General features: G+C 62.8%; 16 protein-coding genes. 6 read left to right on the top strand and 10 right to left on the bottom strand.

Features of this window, described 5'->3' with window-relative positions:
• Position 1: 1 nt before the first annotated feature.
• Genes J3P79_RS11775 through J3P79_RS11790 form a run of 4 tightly spaced genes read right to left on the bottom strand, consistent with a single transcriptional unit; the run spans position 2 to position 3093 of the window.
• Positions 2–1369: a 4Fe-4S binding protein gene (locus tag J3P79_RS11775; protein ID WP_434610683.1), complete on the bottom strand. Its 1368-nt coding sequence runs from the start codon at positions 1367–1369 to the stop codon at positions 2–4.
• On the bottom strand, positions 1357–2211 hold the full coding sequence (locus J3P79_RS11780; RefSeq protein ID WP_434610685.1) for an FTR1 family iron permease: 855 nt from the start codon (positions 2209–2211) through the stop codon (positions 1357–1359). Before J3P79_RS11780 ends, J3P79_RS11775 begins: the two co-directional genes overlap by 13 nt.
• 19 nt (positions 2212–2230) lie before the next feature.
• A complete protein-coding gene (locus tag J3P79_RS11785; protein WP_434610688.1) occupies positions 2231–2560 on the bottom strand; it encodes a cupredoxin domain-containing protein in 330 nt (109 codons plus the stop codon).
• Positions 2561–2562: 2 nt separating this feature from the next.
• Positions 2563–3093, bottom strand: coding sequence for an iron transporter (locus tag J3P79_RS11790; protein ID WP_434610691.1), 531 nt, complete (start codon positions 3091–3093; stop codon positions 2563–2565).
• Between the two features lie 180 nt (positions 3094–3273).
• Between J3P79_RS11790 and J3P79_RS11795 the strand changes: the two genes are divergently transcribed.
• On the top strand, positions 3274–3501 hold the full coding sequence (locus J3P79_RS11795) for a DUF3079 domain-containing protein (RefSeq protein WP_039591094.1): 228 nt from the start codon (positions 3274–3276) through the stop codon (positions 3499–3501).
• A 143-nt stretch (positions 3502–3644) separates the two neighbouring features.
• Here the strand turns inward: J3P79_RS11795 and J3P79_RS11800 are convergent, their stop codons facing one another.
• The 3 genes from J3P79_RS11800 to J3P79_RS11810 all read right to left on the bottom strand — a co-directional run bounded on the left by J3P79_RS11800 (position 3645) and on the right by J3P79_RS11810 (position 9257).
• A complete protein-coding gene (locus J3P79_RS11800) occupies positions 3645–5384 on the bottom strand; it encodes a dipeptidase (protein ID WP_434610694.1) in 1740 nt (579 codons plus the stop codon).
• Positions 5385–5579: 195 nt separating this feature from the next.
• Complete coding sequence (locus tag J3P79_RS11805) at positions 5580–7583, bottom strand: peptidase U32 family protein (protein ID WP_434610697.1); 2004 nt, start codon at positions 7581–7583, stop codon at positions 5580–5582.
• 105 nt (positions 7584–7688) lie between these two features.
• Entirely contained in the window at positions 7689–9257 is a 1569-nt protein-coding gene (locus tag J3P79_RS11810; RefSeq protein ID WP_434610699.1) for a sensor domain-containing diguanylate cyclase, read from the bottom strand.
• A 128-nt stretch (positions 9258–9385) separates the two neighbouring features.
• Here J3P79_RS11810 and J3P79_RS11815 point away from each other — a divergent pair, with 128 nt between their 5' ends.
• The gene (locus tag J3P79_RS11815; protein ID WP_434610700.1) at positions 9386–9844 is read left to right on the top strand and encodes a metallophosphoesterase family protein; all 459 of its coding nucleotides are present in this window, start codon (positions 9386–9388) and stop codon (positions 9842–9844) included.
• Positions 9845–9854: 10 nt separating this feature from the next.
• Here the strand turns inward: J3P79_RS11815 and J3P79_RS11820 are convergent, their stop codons facing one another.
• The 3 genes from J3P79_RS11820 to J3P79_RS11830 all read right to left on the bottom strand — a co-directional run bounded on the left by J3P79_RS11820 (position 9855) and on the right by J3P79_RS11830 (position 13008).
• Positions 9855–10757, bottom strand: a complete 903-nt coding sequence (locus J3P79_RS11820) for a sugar phosphate isomerase/epimerase family protein (RefSeq protein WP_434610701.1) — start codon at positions 10755–10757, stop codon at positions 9855–9857.
• Between the two features lie 140 nt (positions 10758–10897).
• Entirely contained in the window at positions 10898–12067 is a 1170-nt protein-coding gene (locus J3P79_RS11825) for a Gfo/Idh/MocA family protein (RefSeq protein ID WP_434610703.1), read from the bottom strand.
• Entirely contained in the window at positions 12064–13008 is a 945-nt protein-coding gene (locus J3P79_RS11830) for a TIM barrel protein (protein WP_434610706.1), read from the bottom strand. Before J3P79_RS11830 ends, J3P79_RS11825 begins: the two co-directional genes overlap by 4 nt.
• Positions 13009–13133: 125 nt before the next feature.
• On the opposite strand from J3P79_RS11830, the gene J3P79_RS11835 reads away from it, so the two are divergent.
• The 4 genes from J3P79_RS11835 to J3P79_RS11850 all read left to right on the top strand — a co-directional run bounded on the left by J3P79_RS11835 (position 13134) and on the right by J3P79_RS11850 (position 15684).
• Positions 13134–14189, top strand: a complete 1056-nt coding sequence (locus tag J3P79_RS11835; protein ID WP_434610709.1) for a LacI family DNA-binding transcriptional regulator — start codon at positions 13134–13136, stop codon at positions 14187–14189.
• A gap of 90 nt (positions 14190–14279) precedes the next feature.
• Positions 14280–14846 (top strand): chalcone isomerase family protein, encoded by a 567-nt coding sequence (locus J3P79_RS11840; protein WP_434610712.1) that lies wholly within the window; start codon positions 14280–14282, stop codon positions 14844–14846.
• Entirely contained in the window at positions 14843–15382 is a 540-nt protein-coding gene (locus J3P79_RS11845; RefSeq protein ID WP_434610715.1) for a DUF3833 domain-containing protein, read from the top strand. Before J3P79_RS11840 ends, J3P79_RS11845 begins: the two co-directional genes overlap by 4 nt.
• The gene (locus J3P79_RS11850) at positions 15379–15684 is read left to right on the top strand and encodes a DUF6482 family protein (RefSeq protein WP_434610718.1); all 306 of its coding nucleotides are present in this window, start codon (positions 15379–15381) and stop codon (positions 15682–15684) included. The genes J3P79_RS11845 and J3P79_RS11850 overlap by 4 nt, the downstream gene beginning before the upstream one ends.

Consider the following 15684-nt stretch of genomic DNA (forward strand, 5'->3'; position numbering starts at 1 on the left):
CTCACCACCCCCAGAACTGCAACCACCAGCCATAGCCCACCAAGCCGCTCGCCAGGACCAGGCAGGTCATGGCGGGCATCTGCCGGATCGTCACCGTGCCGTTGCGGCCGAGCCTTTTCCAACCCAGCAGCAAACTCCAGCCGATGGCCGCGACCAGCAGCAGCGCCCGGGCTGGCTGCACCCAATCCAGCAGCAACCCTTCGTAGCGCAACAGCTTGACCGTGGTGGCCGACAAGCCCAGGAACAACCCTGCACCGCCGAGGGGCACCAGGGTGATGGCTAAGGGCCAATATTGTGCGGCATCACCCGTGAATCTCGCTGCCAGGCGCATCAGGAGCATCAACGCGGTGCCCATCAGCAACGCACTCATCCCCAGATAGATAACGATACAAAAACCGTCCAGCCAACTGAAACTGTCGTTGAGCTGCGGATAGTGCGTCAGTAACCACCATGGCGCGTTGTCCATCAGCGGCCAGGCCATATCGCGGGATACCAGCCATTGGGCCAGCCCTTGTTTCAAGGCAATGAACCAAGGGCTGACGGTCCATTGGAACGCCCCCATCGCCAGGCCAATGACCCCGAACAGCAACAAACGCACGTCCCAGGGCGAGACGGTGGTCGGGGTGGCGGCGAGGATCTCCTGGTTGCTGGAGCGAGCGATCAGCCGCACCGCGTCGCGCTGGCCGCTGCAACGGCCGCAGGCATGACAATCGGCGGCGCCGCGCATTCGGCGGATGTCGAGCAAGGGCGCGCAGTTGGGCGGCGGGCGCCGGGGGGCGGAATTTTCCAGCCAACGTTGTTCGTCGACTCGAAAGTGCACAGGCGCCAAGCGGGCGAGCAGGGCGAAGACGCCGCTGACCGGACACAGATAACGGCACCAGACTCGCTTGCCCCGACTGAACAACAGGCCCACGATGATCGCCGCGACAGTCGAGCCACCGAGGATCAGCAGCGCCGCCTGGGCATAATCGTAGACGCTGATCAACTGGCCGTAGAGGGTGGTCAGGCAGAACGCCAGGGTCGGCCAGCCGGCCCAGCGCAATCCCCGTGGCACGCCGAGGCCCCAGCCGTATCGACTGGCCCATTCGCTGAGGGCGCCTTCGGGGCACAGCACGCCACACCAGAGCCGGCCGAACAGGACGATCGACAGCAACACGAACGGCCACCAGATACCCCAGAACAGAAACTGTGCGAACACTGTCAGGTTGTCCATCAACCGTGCCTGGCTGTCGGGCAATGGCAACATCGCCGGCACTACGAGCAACACGGCGTAGAACAGCACCACCGCCCACTGTACGGCGCGAATGGCGGCGCCGTGGCGGCGCATGCCATCGCCGAGGCGCTGGAGCGCCGCGTTCAGGTCGGGCATGGCAGGTGTTCCGCCTTGCGTGGCCGCAACCAACCGGCGACGACCAGCCAATAGCCGAGCCACACCAGCAGCGTCAGCAGGCTAGGGCTGGCTCGATACCCGGCGAAATCCGCAAGGAACCCACCAAGGCCTTGCCCGTCAGCCAACACCGCGCTGCTGTCCCACAGCGCATCGCCAATGGCGCGATAGACCGCCTCGGGCCAATCCATCGCCAAGAGTTGCCCGCCGATCCGCTCGACGCCGCTGACCAGTAATGCCGACCCCAACAACAACAGGATCGCTTCGCTGATGGCGAAAAAATGCGGCCAGGATATGAACCGCCGGCTGCCGTGGAGCAGGGAAACGGTCAGCAGCGACAACACCAGGCCGGCCACCGCGCCGACTGCGAACAACCCCAGTGAAGGGCCTTGCAGCCGGGCACCCGCGCCATAGAGAAAGACCACGGTTTCGCTGCCTTCGCGGCTGACGGCAAGCAGCGCCAGCACCAACAGGCCCATGCCGCCCTGGCGTCCCAGGCGTCGGTCAGCCTGAGAGGTCAGGTCATGCCTGAGCGTGCCGGCATTGCGATGCATCCAGCCGACCATCTGCACGATCAGCAGGCTGGCGACCAACGCCAACGAAGCCTGGAACCACTCATTGGCAGCGCCGCTCATGGCGTCGCCGGCCAACAGGATCAGACCGGCCAACACGCCCGACAGCAGCAGGCCCAGGACCGCGCCACCCCAAACGTAGCGCAGCAGTCGATCGGCCTGTTGCTGGCGGCTGACCCACGCCTGGAGGATGCCGATCACCAACAACGCCTCGACGCTTTCGCGCCAGACAATGAACATCGATTGCGTCATGCAAACACCTTCTGGACGATTAGCGGGCGAGAATGCCGCCCTCCGGCAATTGCGGGTTGAATTCATCGAAGAATGGGTAATGGCCGGGACGCAACGGATGGATCACCACGAAGCTGGTCACGCCGGGGGACAGGACCTTTTCGACCCGCAGCGGCGTGCTTTCGAATTCCGCCGGACCCTGGCCAATGTTCTTCAACACGATCTTGAAACGCTGGCCGGCCGGCACTTCCAGCAGCGGCGGAGCGAACTGCCCGTCACGCATGCTCAGCTCATAAGTCAGCAGTTCGGCCTGGGCGATGGATGGCAGCAACAGGCCGGCGAGGATCAGCCAGATGCATCGGCGGCTCATGTTCAGTACCCGCCTTTTTTACCGATGCCGGCGTAGACGAATTCGTAGCGCAGTTCGCAGCGCTCGAACCATGGCGCCACGCCGGTTTCCTTGTCGGTATGACGACCCAGGGAGGCATGGCCGCCAGGCGGCAGGACAGTGAAGGTCAGTTGGTATTTGCCAGGGCCGAGTAGCTTTACGTTATCGCCGTAGTGCGGTCCGTCGTTGGCGACCATGGCGTGGAAATCGCCCTTGAGTTCGGTGTCGTTGCCTTGCTTCTTCAACCGGAACGAGACGTTGAGGTAGGGCACGAAGCTCCCTTCCTGGAACCCTTGCTGGTTGTCCGCCGTGGCGCGAATGTCGGCCTCCAGGTGCACGTCGGAGTCAGCCGTGGCGCGCATCATGCCGGCGGGGGCCATTTCGATCGGTTGCAGGTACACCGCGCCGACTTCAAGCCCCGGGCACATCTGCGGTTCGCCGATGGGGTATTCCTTGGCCTGGGCGAGCGGCGCGAGACACAACAGGGCGAGAGACAGGGGAGTGAGTGTGCGCATGGTGACTTCCTGGTTGGCTAAGTGATGGCGCCGAGTCTAGAAAGCTTCGCTGCGAATAATAATGATTCTTGTCAATTTTCAGCGCGAATTTTGCCCGCGCCGCAGTTATTGACCGCAATCAAGGGATGGCGCGCGCCGACGCGCTAGGGTGGGGTACATCCATCGACAGGCGGGGTCGTCATGGCAAAGCCCTTTCCCATCAGTCCCAAACATCCCGAGCGCATTTGCTGGGGGTGCGATCGTTACTGCGCGTCGACCGCGCTGGCCTGCGGCAACGGCGCCGACCGCACGATGCACCCGGCGGAGATGATCGGCGAGGATTGGTATCTGCATGGGGACTGGGGAATAGACGTGGTGGATGTGACGGACAAGACCGGGGAAGAAACCGCCGTCCCTCTGAAGGGATGAAAATAACCCTGTGGCGAGGGAGCTTGCTCCCGCTGGGCTGCGAAGCAGACCTGAAAATCTTGCGGTCGCTGCGCAACCGAGCGGGAGCAAGCTCCCTCGCCACAAAGATCAAGTTCGCCTCACTACAAGGCTGATTACGCGCGTTAGAGCTTCGGCAATTGCCCGATCCGTCCCATCATCTCGGTCACGACTTGCAGGTCCAGCAGGAACTGCTCGACAGTCTTGAACTCGTTGTCGTTATGACCGGTGTACTTGACGTCGGGCATGGCCAGGCCGAACTGTACGCCGTTGGGCAAGTCGTGGACCGACGTGGCACCAGCGGACGTACCGAACTTGTGCTCCATGCCCAGGTTCTCGGTGGCGACGGCCAACAAGGCCTTGACCCATTCGCCTTCGGGGTTGCGGTACATCGGTTCGTCGATCGAATTATCGAAGGCCACCGCGACCTTGGATTCCTTGGCCCAGGCGGCAAGCTTGCCGTTGATCTCGGTCTTCAGCGTTTCAGTCGGCTTGCCCACGGGCACCCGCAGGTTCACGGCGAGCTTGAAGGTCTTGTCATCCATCCCGACGTAGGTCAGCGAGGCGGTCAGCGGGCCCATGAATGCGTCGGAATAGCCGATGCCCAGTTTCTTGCCCAGGTAATCCAGGCCCCAGTTGTCAGTGGCGTAGCGGGCGGCATCAGTGATGTGGTTGTGCTTGAGCGCGACCTTGCCGTCCAGGCCGTTGATGAAGTCGAGCATCCTGGCGACTGGGTTGACGCCTGACTCGGGCTCGGAGGAGTGGGCGGAAACGCCGGTGAAGGTCAGCTTGACCGTTTTGTCGGCCACCTCGCTTTTTACTTCAAAGTCTCCACCATTGGCCTTGGCGTAGTCGGAGCCAGCCTTGAGCAAGCTGGCGGCCAGATCGGCGGGGCTGTCTGTCGCAAAGCTTGCCACTGAGGTCGACGGGATCTGGTTGGTCGCCATGCCGCCCGTCAGGCCGGTAATTTCGGCGCCTTTGCCCTGGCCCGCGCGCCGAGGGAAGTTCGCCATGACCGTGCCATAGCCTTTCTCGGCGATCACCACCGGGTAGCTGCCGTCCAGCGCCAAGTTGTAATTGGGTGTAGGGTTGCGCTCGAAATAGTAGGGAATGGCGTCGCCGGTGGTTTCTTCGGTGGTATCGACCAGCAGCTTGAAATGGCGCGCCAACGGCAGTTTTTCTTCTTTGATGATCTTCATGGCGTAGAGCGCCACGACGATGCCGTTCTTGTCATCCTCGGTGCCTCGACCGTACATGCGATCGCCCACCAGCGTGACCTTGAACGGATCGAGCTTGGTGCCGTCCTTGAGCACCCAATTTTCCGGCGTCACCGGCACCACGTCGGCGTGGGCGTGAATGCCCACGACTTCGTCACCACTGCCTTCGAGGGAAATCTCGTAGACGCGGTTGTCGATGTTGCGAAAGTTCAGGTTGAAGTCTTTGGCCAGGCTTTTGATCTTGTCGGCGATCTTCAGGAATTCGGGGTTCTCATGCTGGGCTACGCCGTCCTTGCAATAGGTCGGGATCTCCACCAATTGGCGCAAGGTCTCGGTGGCTGCCTTGCCGTACTTCACGCGGGCGTAAATGCCCAGCAGCCGATGGATTTCGTTCTGCTGCTCGGCGGACAGGGTTTTGTTGTCCTGGAAAGCGTTGATGGCCGGGCCCAGGTTGGCGGTCTTGGCGAGGTCGCTCTTGGCGACGCTTGCCAGGAATCGCCGGAAGTCGCTGACCGAGGTGTCGGCGAAGGTCTTGACGAAATCTGCGCTTTGTTGCGCGGTGATGTTGGCGCTGGCGGATATCGGGAAGGACGAGAGGGTGGACAGGACGAGGGTAGCAATAGCAAGACGCTTGAACGGGAAGTTCATGGTGGGTGGCATTCCTTTGCTGAGGAAAAGTGTCGTTTCATGAAACAATCACTTACAACCTAGCATCATGAACGCGGGTTGGGGGAGTCCTTTGAACGGAATATGTCGCCCCTAAAAGCGCAAACGGCGCAGAAATGAAAAATCCCCTGTGGGAGCGAGCTTGCTCGCTCCCACAGGGTTCGGTGGTGACTGGACTCAATGCGTCCCGCGCGGAATCGTCTTGAGCAGATCTTCGGGACTGATATGCCCCACCACGGGCTGAGCCGTGCTGCCCGGCAACGGCAGGTCAAGGATGTGCCCCTTGATCTTGCCGACCACGTGCATTTCGCAGGGTTTGCAGTCGAACTTCAAGGTCAGCACTTCATCGCCGTGGATCAACTGCATCGGCGCAACCTTGGTGCGCACGCCAGTGACGCCCTTGGCCTGCTTGGGGCAGAGGTTGAACGAGAAGCGCAGGCAATGCTTGGTGATCATCACCGGCACTTCGCCGGTTTCCTCGTGGGCCTCGAACGCCGCATCGATCAGCTTGACGCCGTGGCGATGGTAGAAGTCGCGGGCCTTCTGGTTGTAGACGTTGGCCAGGAACGACAGGTGCGATTCCGGGTACACCGGCGGCGGCGTGGTCTCGGCCTTGCGACCGCCCCGTGGGTGCGCCGCGACGCGCGCCATGGTCAGGGCTTCGATCACCTCGCGGCGCAGCGCTTTGAGCTGGGAGTTGGGAATGAAATACGCCTGGGGCGCGTCCAGCTTGATCGACGTGGCGTGATACTCGGTGGTGCCCAGTTGGCCGAGCAGGTCCTGCAATTGCTCCAGCGCTTGCGCCGGCTTGTTCGCCAGGCCGAAGGGACCGTCGAGGGCCACGCTGGCGCTGATGCCTTCTTCGCTGGTGGCGGTCAGTTCCAGGCGCTCTTCGCGCAACTGTGCGACCCAGGCCAGGCCCACGCGACGTTCGGCGGAAGTCTTGAGCAACGCCTGCTGCCAGTTGTGATCGAGGTTGCGGCTCAGCGGATGGTTGGGCCGCAACTGGTACATGCCGGCCGGCATTTCGTTGGGCTCGACGCGGTAGCGATAGCGCTTCTGGCCTTCGTCATCGAGGAACTCGCCCTTGGGTTCGGCGATGTTGGCGCGAAAGCCCACCACTTCGCGCTTGACCAGCACGTTGAGGCCATCGCCGTTGGACAGCGGGTCAGAGGTCACTACTTGCAGGTCGCGCTTGCCGACTTTCTCTACCACGCCCACTGGCACGCCGGTGAACGTCGGGGAATCGAAGGCGCCGATGTCGATCTTGCGCTCGCTGACGAAGTAGTCGGTGCTGCCACGATGGAAGGTCTTGTCCGGGTCGGGGACGAAGAAATGCGCGATGCGGCCGCTGGAGGCGCGGGCCAGGTCCGGGCGGTCTTCGAGAACATCGTCCAGGCGCTGACGGTAGTAGGCGGTGATGTTCTTCACATAGGCCGCATCCTTGTAGCGACCCTCGATCTTGAACGAGCGCACGCCAGCTTCCACCAAGGCGCGGATGTTGGCGCTCTGGTTGTTGTCCTTCATCGACAACAGGTGCTTTTCGTAGGCGACTACCCGGCCCTGATCATCCTTCAGGGTGTAGGGCAGGCGGCAGGCCTGGGAGCAGTCGCCACGGTTGGCGCTGCGGCCGTTTTGCGCATGGGAGATGTTGCACTGCCCGGAAAACGCCACGCACAACGCACCGTGGATGAAGAATTCGATGGCCGCGTCGGTCTCATCGGCGATGGCGCGGATTTCCTGCAGGTTCAGCTCACGGGCCAAGACCAGTTGCGAGAAACCGGCCTGGTCGAGGAATTTGGCTCGGGCGAGGGTGCGAATGTCGGTCTGGGTGCTGGCGTGCAGCTCGATCGGCGGGATGTCCAGCTCCATCACGCCCAGGTCCTGGACGATCAGCGCATCGACGCCGGCGTCGTAGAGCTGGTGGATCAACTGGCGGGCCGGCTCCAGCTCGTTGTCGTGCAGGATCGTGTTGATCGTGGTGAACACCCTGGCGTGGTAGCGATGGGCGAACTCCACCAACTGGGCGATATCGCTCACCTCGTTGCAGGCGTTGTGACGCGCGCCGAAACTCGGGCCTCCGATGTACACGGCGTCGGCGCCATGCAGGATGGCCTCGCGGGCGATGGTCACGTCGCGGGCGGGGCTGAGCAATTCCAGATGATGTTTAGGCAAGGACATGTTTTTTTAGTCAGGCTGGTCACGGTCGAAGCGCGCATTGTAGCCGCCAGGCGCCGGATCGGCACCTGTACAAGCCTGCGTCGGGTGAAATGAACCGATATGCGGTCAGCCCTGGGAGGCACCGGCGCTGCACCAGCGGTTGCGCCCGGTGTTCTTCGCCAGGTACAGGAACGCGTCGGCGGCCTTGATCAGCATGGCGGGGCTCGCGTCCTCGCTGCTCGGCTGGCAGGTGGTGATGCCCGCGCTGATGGTGACGATGCCCAGGGGATGATCGCCATGTTCGATGTTCAAGGCCCTGACGGCTTCGAGGATCTGCTGCGCGACCTTGGCGGCCCCTGGGCTGTTGGTGTTGGGCAGCAACACGGTGAACTCTTCACCGCCGTAGCGCACCGCCAGGTCTCCCGGGCGCTTGATCGTCTGGCCGATCGCCCCGGCAATCGCCCGCAGGCATTCGTCACCGGCGGCATGACCGTACTTGTCGTTGAAGCGCTTGAAGTAATCGACGTCGAGCATGATCAGGGCCAGGGAAGAGCCGTGGCGCTTGGCCAGGCGCAGCTCATCAGCCAGGGCGATGTCCAGCCGTCGACGGTTGCCCAGGCCGGTCAGGCTGTCGGTCAGGGCCATGTCCCGCATGGCCTGGTGGGCGCTGCGGATTTGCTGTTCCATGGTCATGCGGTAGCGCAGCTGGCTCAAGACGATGAGCCCGAAACCCACCAGGATCGCGATCAGGAACACCAGCACCAGGCTGGTCTTGAGCAGGTCGCGGCGCCAGGGGGCGACGATCGATTCCCGGGACAGGCCGGTTTCCACCACCAGCGGGTACGTCGTCAGCGCCCGATAGCCATATAGGCGCTCGGTGTCGTCGATAACCGCCCGGGCTTCGGCGACGCCCTGATTGGAGGTGGGCAAATGCTCCCGGAAGATCACACTGTTGACCAAGCTCTTGCCGATCACGGAAGCGACGAAGGGCCGGCGCACCAGGATCGTGCCACTGCGCTTGGCCAGGACCAGCGCGCCTTTGCCGTCAATCTTGAAGTCGCCGTAGTAATCGACGAAATAACTGACCTTGACCGTTCCGAGCATCACCCCGGCGAACGAGCCATCGGGATTGTTCAAACGACGGGAAATGGGAATGATCAGGTCGTTGGTGGATCGGCTCTGGACGACATCGCCGATGCGAACGCCTCGATCCGCGTGGGTACGGTGGTACTGGAAGTAATCGCGGTCGGCATTGTTCGCCATTTCCGGGATCACTTCCTTGTCGGTCGCGAGCCATCGGCCGTCCGGGCCGTAGATGAACAGCCCGTGCAACTGCGGCATGATCGCGGCCTGCTGGACCAGCAGTTTATGGATGCGCGGGATGTCCATGTTCTGCAGGCCATCGCCTTCCACGCGTTCGGCGAGGGCGGCGGTGACAACGTCGACTTGTCGAATAGTGTCTTCGGCGTGTTGGGCGGTTGCCCGTGCCAGGTTGGTCACCGAATCTCGGGCAGACGCGAACGCCGCACGATAGTCACGCCATGTCCGCCAGCCTTCGACCGCCAGGAACGCCAGAATCACCACCAGCATGAAGCTCACGGTCAACCGAAACGCTGCCCCGGCTCTCGCGGCTTGCGGGGAAAAGGCTTCATCACTGCTTTGAGTTCCAGGCTCTGGCTGTTTGCGTCCGAGCATTGGCATATCCTTCTACACGACGGGTCCGTGCGCTTGCAGCGCGCAGCCTATCCTATTCGATTTCAGCAGGTTAGCTAACTGCGACGAGGCATATACAGCCGACGACACACGGCGCAAGGGGAAGGTTCATGAAAGTTGGCGTCATTTCCGATACCCACGGTTTGCTGCGTCCCGAAGCATTGGATGCACTGCAAGGCTGTGAGCGGATCATTCATGCCGGTGATATTGGCAGCCCCGAGGTCCTGGAAGCCCTGGCAGCCATCGGTGAGCTGTACGTGGTGCGGGGAAACAATGATCTGGCTGATGATTGGGCGAGACAGCTCGCCGATTGCCTGCAATTCGACCTCGGTGGATGGCCGGTGCTGCTGGTCCATGACATCGCCGATGTGCCGGCGACGCTCGATCCTGATGTCAGGCTGGTGATCACCGGCCATTCCCACAAACCGCTGATCGAGTGGCGGGGCGAGCGGCTCTACCTCAACCCCGGCAGCGCCGGCCGGCGGCGGTTCAAGCTGCCGGTGACGCTGGCGTTGCTGGAAATCGGCGAACAGGTAATCGAGCCGCGGATAGTGCCGTTGCTGCCGTGACAGGCAGGCGTTACCTGAAGTATTTGTCGACGTAGGCCTGGATCTCCTGGCGCATGAAGCGTCCGGATTCGTCGGCCCGTTCCTCCCAGCCGAACACGCACGCGGTGACGATGCCGTCGAAGCCGGTCTTGGCCAGCGCGCCGAAGAACTGGTCCCAGTCGATCTCGCCCTGGTGCATGTCCATGTGCTGGTGCACCGTTACTTTCGCCCCGGGTGGGTTGACGATGTAGCGCAGGCCGGAGGACGCCTTGTGGTTGTAGGTGTCGGCGATGTGCACATGGGCAATCATCGACCCGGCTTCGGCGATCATGGCTTGCATGTCGTCGCCGAAGTAGAACGTGTGGGGCGCGCAATACAGGAACTTGACGTTGTCCGAGCCGACGGTCTTGAGCATGTCCAGGGCTGGGTGCAGCGTCTCGCACCAGTCCTCCGGGTGCGGCTCGACGTTCAATGTGACGCCCTCGGACTCCAGGATTGGTACCAGCTCCTCCATTGATCGCCACCAGGCCGCTTCGCTCGACTCATGGCTATGCAGGCCGCCACAGCAACTGACCTTGTGCCCGCGATCCGGCGACGGCCCGCGGCCGAACTCCGAATTCATCGTCGTGCATCCCATCTCCACGGCCACCTGGATCGCTTCCTTCCAATAGTTCACCGCCGCCCGGCGTTCGTCCTCGTGGGGACTGGCCCAGCGGTACATCGGCAACAGCGAAGCCAGTTGCAGGCCATGGTCGCGCAGGGCTTTCTTGAATTCGCCGATGCGGTCCTTGTGGGCACGCGGGCGAACCCACCAAGGCAGGAAGTCTTCCCGGGGCGACAGCTCCAGGTATTCGTAGCCGAGCTCGGCGGTCTTGCGGCACAGGTCCGGCAGGCTCAGGTGACGGTGCATGTAGGGATCGAGGGCGATTTTCATTGTTGTTCTCCTTGGGGAACGTTCATGACCGTGGCGAGGGAGCTTGCTCCCGCTGGACTGCGCAGCAGTCCCAAAAAAGGGGCCGCTTCGCGCCCCAGCGGGAGCAAGCTCCCTCGCCACAGGAATTCTCTGGCAGCGGGTTAGTAGGCGATCCAGGTTGAATCGTTGTTAGCCGATTCCACGCAGCGCTCGACCCAGCGCACGCCGTCCACGCCGGCGTCGATGTCGGGATAGCGCAGCGTGGCACGCGCTTCGGCGTCGCCACGGTTGGCGGCGTCCATGGCGAGGGCAAAGCGGCGGTAGAGATTGGACCAGGCCTCGAACAACCCTTCGGGGTGGCCGCCACCGATGCGGTCGTCCAGCAAGGCGCCGTGGTGCAGATAGCCCATGCCGCGCTCGAGGGTCTGCGCGGGTTGGCCCTGGATTTCAAAACTGAGCTGATTGGGGCGTTCATCCCACCATTCCAGGCTCGCCCGGGATCCGATCACGCGGATTTTCTGGCCGTGCATGGAACCGGCGTTCACCGCGCTGGACCAGACCATGCCCATCGCGCCGCCTTCGTATTCCATCAAGGTGTAGGCGTTGTCCTCCAGCGGCGCACGGCTGGCGACGAAGCTCTGTCGGCTGCACATCAGTCGCTTGATCTTCAGCTCGGGCAACATGACCTTGGACAGGTAAAGCGGATGGGTACCGACATCCCCCAATACATAACTGGGCCCGGCGTGGCGCGGATCGACGCGCCACTGTGCCGCCGGGTTCCGGGTCTCTACCGGGGCGCTATGGAAGCCGTGGGCGAACTGCATGTGCACCATGCGAATCTCGCCCAGTTCCCGAGCCGCAATCATTGCCCGCGCCTGTTCGATCATCTGGTGCCCGGCGTAGCCGTAGGTCAGGCCGATAATACGGTCCTTGGCCCGGGCCAGGGTTCCCAACGCCTCGGCCTCTTCGAGGGAGAAGCACAGGGGTTTCTCGCAAACCACGTGCAAGCCGGCTTCCAGGGCCGCGCGGGTGATGGCGTAGTGCGTGCCGTTGGGGGTGGCGATCGACACCGCCTCGATGCCATCGGGCCGTTGTGCTTCCAGCTCGAACAAGCTCAGGTAGTCCGGGTAACAGCGCGCCGGGTCGATACCCAACTGTTGGCCAAAGGCGCGGCCACGCTCGGGGTCGATATCCAGCGCGCCGGCAACCAGTTCGAAGTGGCGATCACGCAAGGCGGCCGAGCGGTGGATATAGCCGATCTGGCTGTGTTCCCCGCCGCCGACCATGGCCCAGCGGAGGGGCCGTGCAAGGAGATTACTGCCATTGATCATGAGGATTCCTTTTGCCCTTGAAAACCGATGCGCGAGAGATAGGCACGGCTGGCCGCCACGTCGTCCAGGCTGGTGGAGGTATTGCGCGGGTCGCGTTCCTGTTCGACGGTGATGCAACCCTGGTAGCCCAGCTCAAGCAGGAGGCCATGCAGGGCCGGGTAATCGATGACACCGCGCCCGATCGGGCACATCACGCCCCGGGCGCAGGCGGCGAAGAAGCGGATGTGCTCGGTCGACACCTGGTCGAAGACTGCCGGGTCGATGTCCTTGAAGTGCAGATAATCCAACCGCTGGGCGTAGGTACGCAGCGAGGCGAGCGGGTCCATGCCTGCGTAATAGAGGTGCCCGGTGTCCAGGCACAACCCGGCGACTTCGTGGGGAATGTCATCCACCAGCCGCGCCAACTCATCGGCGAATTCGATGTAGCCCCCGGCGTGGGGATGAATGACGGCGCGAATGCCATAGGTGTCCCAGGCGAGGGCAGCGAGGGCGCGGATGTGCGTCATCATTGCATTCCAGCGTGCGTCGTCCAGGCGTGGTGCACGGTCCGAGTGGCCCGCCGCGTAGTCGCGCTCATCGTGACCCCAATCGATGATCACCAGGTAGGGACCGCCGAAGCGTTGTCCCGATTGCGCCCCCAACGGCGGTAGCTGCTGGAGCAAACCGCAGATGGCGTGGGTTTGGCGCAGCAACTGCGGCAGATTGGCCGGGCTGACCAAGTCATCGAATATCGTTCCCGCGACGATGTGCAGGCCGTGCTCTTTCAGCGCTGGATTGAGGATCTGTGTGTCCAGCGGCAAATAGCCGTAGGGACCCAGCTCAACGCCCCGATAACCTGCGGCGGCGGCTTCGCCGAGCACCTGGCGCCAGGGTGGCAAGTCAGGGTTATTGACGTCATCGACGCCCCAGCAGCAGGGCGCGGTACTCAGGTGGATCGCCATGGAAGCACTCCGGCTCTTGTTGTTATGGGCTGGAGCTGATGCTAGTGCGTCGGTGCGAAGGGCACTATGCAGTGGCGGCTTAATGTGTCAAAACCCTTCATCAATTTGGAATGAGATGTCAAAACATGTCAGAGCCGACCCGCCGAAAACTGCGCCCCACCATGGCCGACGTCGCCCGGGAAGCCGGCGTGAGCCTGTCGACAGTCGACCGAGTGCTGAACCTGCGGGCCGACGTGCGCGCCGACACCGCCCAGCGCATTGCCGCGGCCGCCGAGCGTCTGGGCTTCCATGCCAGGGGTGTGATCGAGCAGCGCCTGCTCAACGACCGTCCCACCCTGCGGTTGGGGTTCCTGTTGCAGAAAAGCGGGGTGCCGTTCTATCAGGGGCTCGCCCATGCCCTGTCAAACGCTGCCGCGACCTGCACACGAGCGCGCATTCGCGTGGTCATCGGTTACTTGGACGACCTTGATCCGATCAACGTGGCGCAACGCATCCTGGCCCTGCGCGATCAGGTGGACGGCATGGGCGTAGTGGCCGTCGATCATCCCAAAGTGCGCGAGGCGGTGGCCCAATTGCGCCAGACAGGCATATCGGTGGTGGCGTTGCTATCGGAGCTGTCCAGCGCCGCCGGTACCGGTTACGCCGGCCTGGACAATCGCCTCACGGGCCGCACCGCCGGCTGGTTCATCAGCCGCCTCGCCAGGCAACCCGGGCCAGCGGTGGTCATGCTCAGCAGCCAGCGTTTCCAGTGCCAGGAGTTGTGCGAGCTGAGCTTTCGCAGCTACCTGGCGGAGCACTCCAGCGAATGGGAGCTGCTCGCCTCGCGCCTGACCCTGGAAGACGACGAGTTTGCCTATGGCAATACCCTCGACCTGCTGACGGCGGAGCCCGAGCTGGCGGGGCTTTATGTGGCCGGCGGCGGCATCGCCGGGGTACTGCGCGCCCTGGGCAACCTTCAGGAACAGCAGCTTCGCCTGCCCGTGGTGGTGTGCCACGACCTCACACCGCTGACCCGCGATGCGTTGAAGACCGGGCTGGTGCAGGCGGTACTTTCCCATCCGGTGGCTGTCCTGGCCGAAGAAGCCGTCGATGCCCTGGTCGAAGCTGCGACAGCCCCGTCGGCTGGGCCGGTGGCGAGGCGGGTGGTGGCGCTGCAAGTGGATGTTCCGGAAAGCGTCTAGGAAACCTCCGTCGCTTTTGTCTGTAAAAGCTGTACAAAAGTCAGATCTTGTACAATTATCGGTTTGCCTACGGAAACCGGTTGCTTGCCCATGCACAGATCCATCGTCGCCCGCCATCGCTTGATGAGTGCCGTGTGCCTCGCGCTGGCGCTGTACGCCGGTCATGCCTTCTCTGATTGGCGCGAGGCCATGCCCGAAGCGAATCTGATCGGCGAAGCAGATTTTCGCTGGTACGGGTTCGAGGTCTACCAAGCGCGGCTCTGGAGCACCGTGTCCAAGCCGAGCCTGGACACGCCTTTTGCCCTTGAGCTCGATTATCGACGGCGTATCAGCAAGCAGGATCTGGTTGAAACCAGCCTCGAGGAAATGCAGCGCGTCAACGGCACGGTGCTTGACGCTGGGCGCCTGCAAGCCTGGGGAGCGCAAATGGGTCGCGCCTTTGTCGACGTGCAACCGGGCACTCGAATCACCGGTGTGTACATGCCCGGTCAGGGCTGCCGCTTTTATGTCGACGGGCGCCTGTCCCACGAAATTACCGACGAGCTGTTCGCCCGGCGCTTCTTCTCGATCTGGCTCGATCCCCGTACCCGCCATCCCGAGCTGCGCCAGCGACTGCTGGGGCTCGATACGTCAAACGCAAAAAGGAGCACGCCATGATCCGTCTGCTGGCCATCTTGATGTTGGCGATCGGCCTGACCAGCTGCGGCAACGTGAACGTTGACCGCTATGCCGACCAGCAACCGCGACTCGACCTGGCGCGTTTCTTCAGCAAACCCGTCAAGGCCTGGGGCATCTATCAGAAGCGCTCGGGCGAAGTCATCAAGCGTTTCGAAGTGGATATTTCCAGCCGCCGCGAGGGTGATCGGCTGATTCTCGACGAGCGCTTTCTCTACAGCGACGGCAGCCGGCAGCGTCGGGTCTGGACATTGACGCCTACCGGCGAGGGGCTTTGGAGCGGCCGCGCCGACGATGTGATTGGCGAGGCGCAGGGGGAGGTGGCGGGCAATGCATTGCGCTGGCGCTATCGATTGAACCTGCAGGTGGACGATTCCACGTACGAGGTGACGTTTGACGACTGGATGTACCTGATGGACGAGGACACGCTGATCAACCGCTCCAGCATGAGCAAGGCCGGCATCGAATTGGGACAAGTGACGCTGTTCTTCCGCCGCCAGGCAGGGGACCTGCCATGACGTTGAAGGAGTTGCTTCAACTGGCGGTCGAAGGGCGGATAGTCGAGTTGGAATTACTGTCGCTGGAAGGCGGCATCTACCTGCTGCAAGTCCGATTGGACCGGGAGGTGCGCACATTGCTTGACGAGTCGGGACGCTCGTTTCGAGTACGCTCCACGACGCATCTTCGGGAGCTGTTGCGTGATGTGCCGCGCTTGCCATGCACGCTGGTTCAACAAGTTGTCCACGACGAGATGTGCGGTCAGCGTGAAGGGGCGATCGAGCCGTTGCGCCTGCCGCTTTTCCTCGATGAGCCTTGGTAG

It is taken from the genome of Pseudomonas sp. R1-7 (assembly GCF_051132105.1).
Classification (GTDB): Bacteria; Pseudomonadota; Gammaproteobacteria; order Pseudomonadales; family Pseudomonadaceae; genus Aquipseudomonas.

Excerpts from the sequence above, each read along its gene's own strand:
- J3P79_RS11775 (WP_434610683.1), bottom strand. The coding sequence starts at position 1,369 with ATGCCCGACCTGAACGCGGCGCTCCAGCGCCTCGGCGATGGCATGCGC.
- J3P79_RS11780 (WP_434610685.1), bottom strand. The coding sequence starts at position 2,211 with ATGACGCAATCGATGTTCATTGTCTGGCGCGAAAGCGTCGAGGCGTTG.
- J3P79_RS11785 (WP_434610688.1), bottom strand. The coding sequence starts at position 2,560 with ATGAGCCGCCGATGCATCTGGCTGATCCTCGCCGGCCTGTTGCTGCCA.
- J3P79_RS11790 (WP_434610691.1), bottom strand. The coding sequence starts at position 3,093 with ATGCGCACACTCACTCCCCTGTCTCTCGCCCTGTTGTGTCTCGCGCCG.
- J3P79_RS11795 (WP_039591094.1), top strand. The coding sequence starts at position 3,274 with ATGGCAAAGCCCTTTCCCATCAGTCCCAAACATCCCGAGCGCATTTGC.
- J3P79_RS11800 (WP_434610694.1), bottom strand. The coding sequence starts at position 5,384 with ATGAACTTCCCGTTCAAGCGTCTTGCTATTGCTACCCTCGTCCTGTCC.
- J3P79_RS11805 (WP_434610697.1), bottom strand. The coding sequence starts at position 7,583 with ATGTCCTTGCCTAAACATCATCTGGAATTGCTCAGCCCCGCCCGCGAC.
- J3P79_RS11810 (WP_434610699.1), bottom strand. The coding sequence starts at position 9,257 with ATGCTCGGACGCAAACAGCCAGAGCCTGGAACTCAAAGCAGTGATGAA.
- J3P79_RS11815 (WP_434610700.1), top strand. The coding sequence starts at position 9,386 with ATGAAAGTTGGCGTCATTTCCGATACCCACGGTTTGCTGCGTCCCGAA.
- J3P79_RS11820 (WP_434610701.1), bottom strand. The coding sequence starts at position 10,757 with ATGAAAATCGCCCTCGATCCCTACATGCACCGTCACCTGAGCCTGCCG.
- J3P79_RS11825 (WP_434610703.1), bottom strand. The coding sequence starts at position 12,067 with ATGATCAATGGCAGTAATCTCCTTGCACGGCCCCTCCGCTGGGCCATG.
- J3P79_RS11830 (WP_434610706.1), bottom strand. The coding sequence starts at position 13,008 with ATGGCGATCCACCTGAGTACCGCGCCCTGCTGCTGGGGCGTCGATGAC.
- J3P79_RS11835 (WP_434610709.1), top strand. The coding sequence starts at position 13,134 with ATGTCAGAGCCGACCCGCCGAAAACTGCGCCCCACCATGGCCGACGTC.
- J3P79_RS11840 (WP_434610712.1), top strand. The coding sequence starts at position 14,280 with ATGCACAGATCCATCGTCGCCCGCCATCGCTTGATGAGTGCCGTGTGC.
- J3P79_RS11845 (WP_434610715.1), top strand. The coding sequence starts at position 14,843 with ATGATCCGTCTGCTGGCCATCTTGATGTTGGCGATCGGCCTGACCAGC.
- J3P79_RS11850 (WP_434610718.1), top strand. The coding sequence starts at position 15,379 with ATGACGTTGAAGGAGTTGCTTCAACTGGCGGTCGAAGGGCGGATAGTC.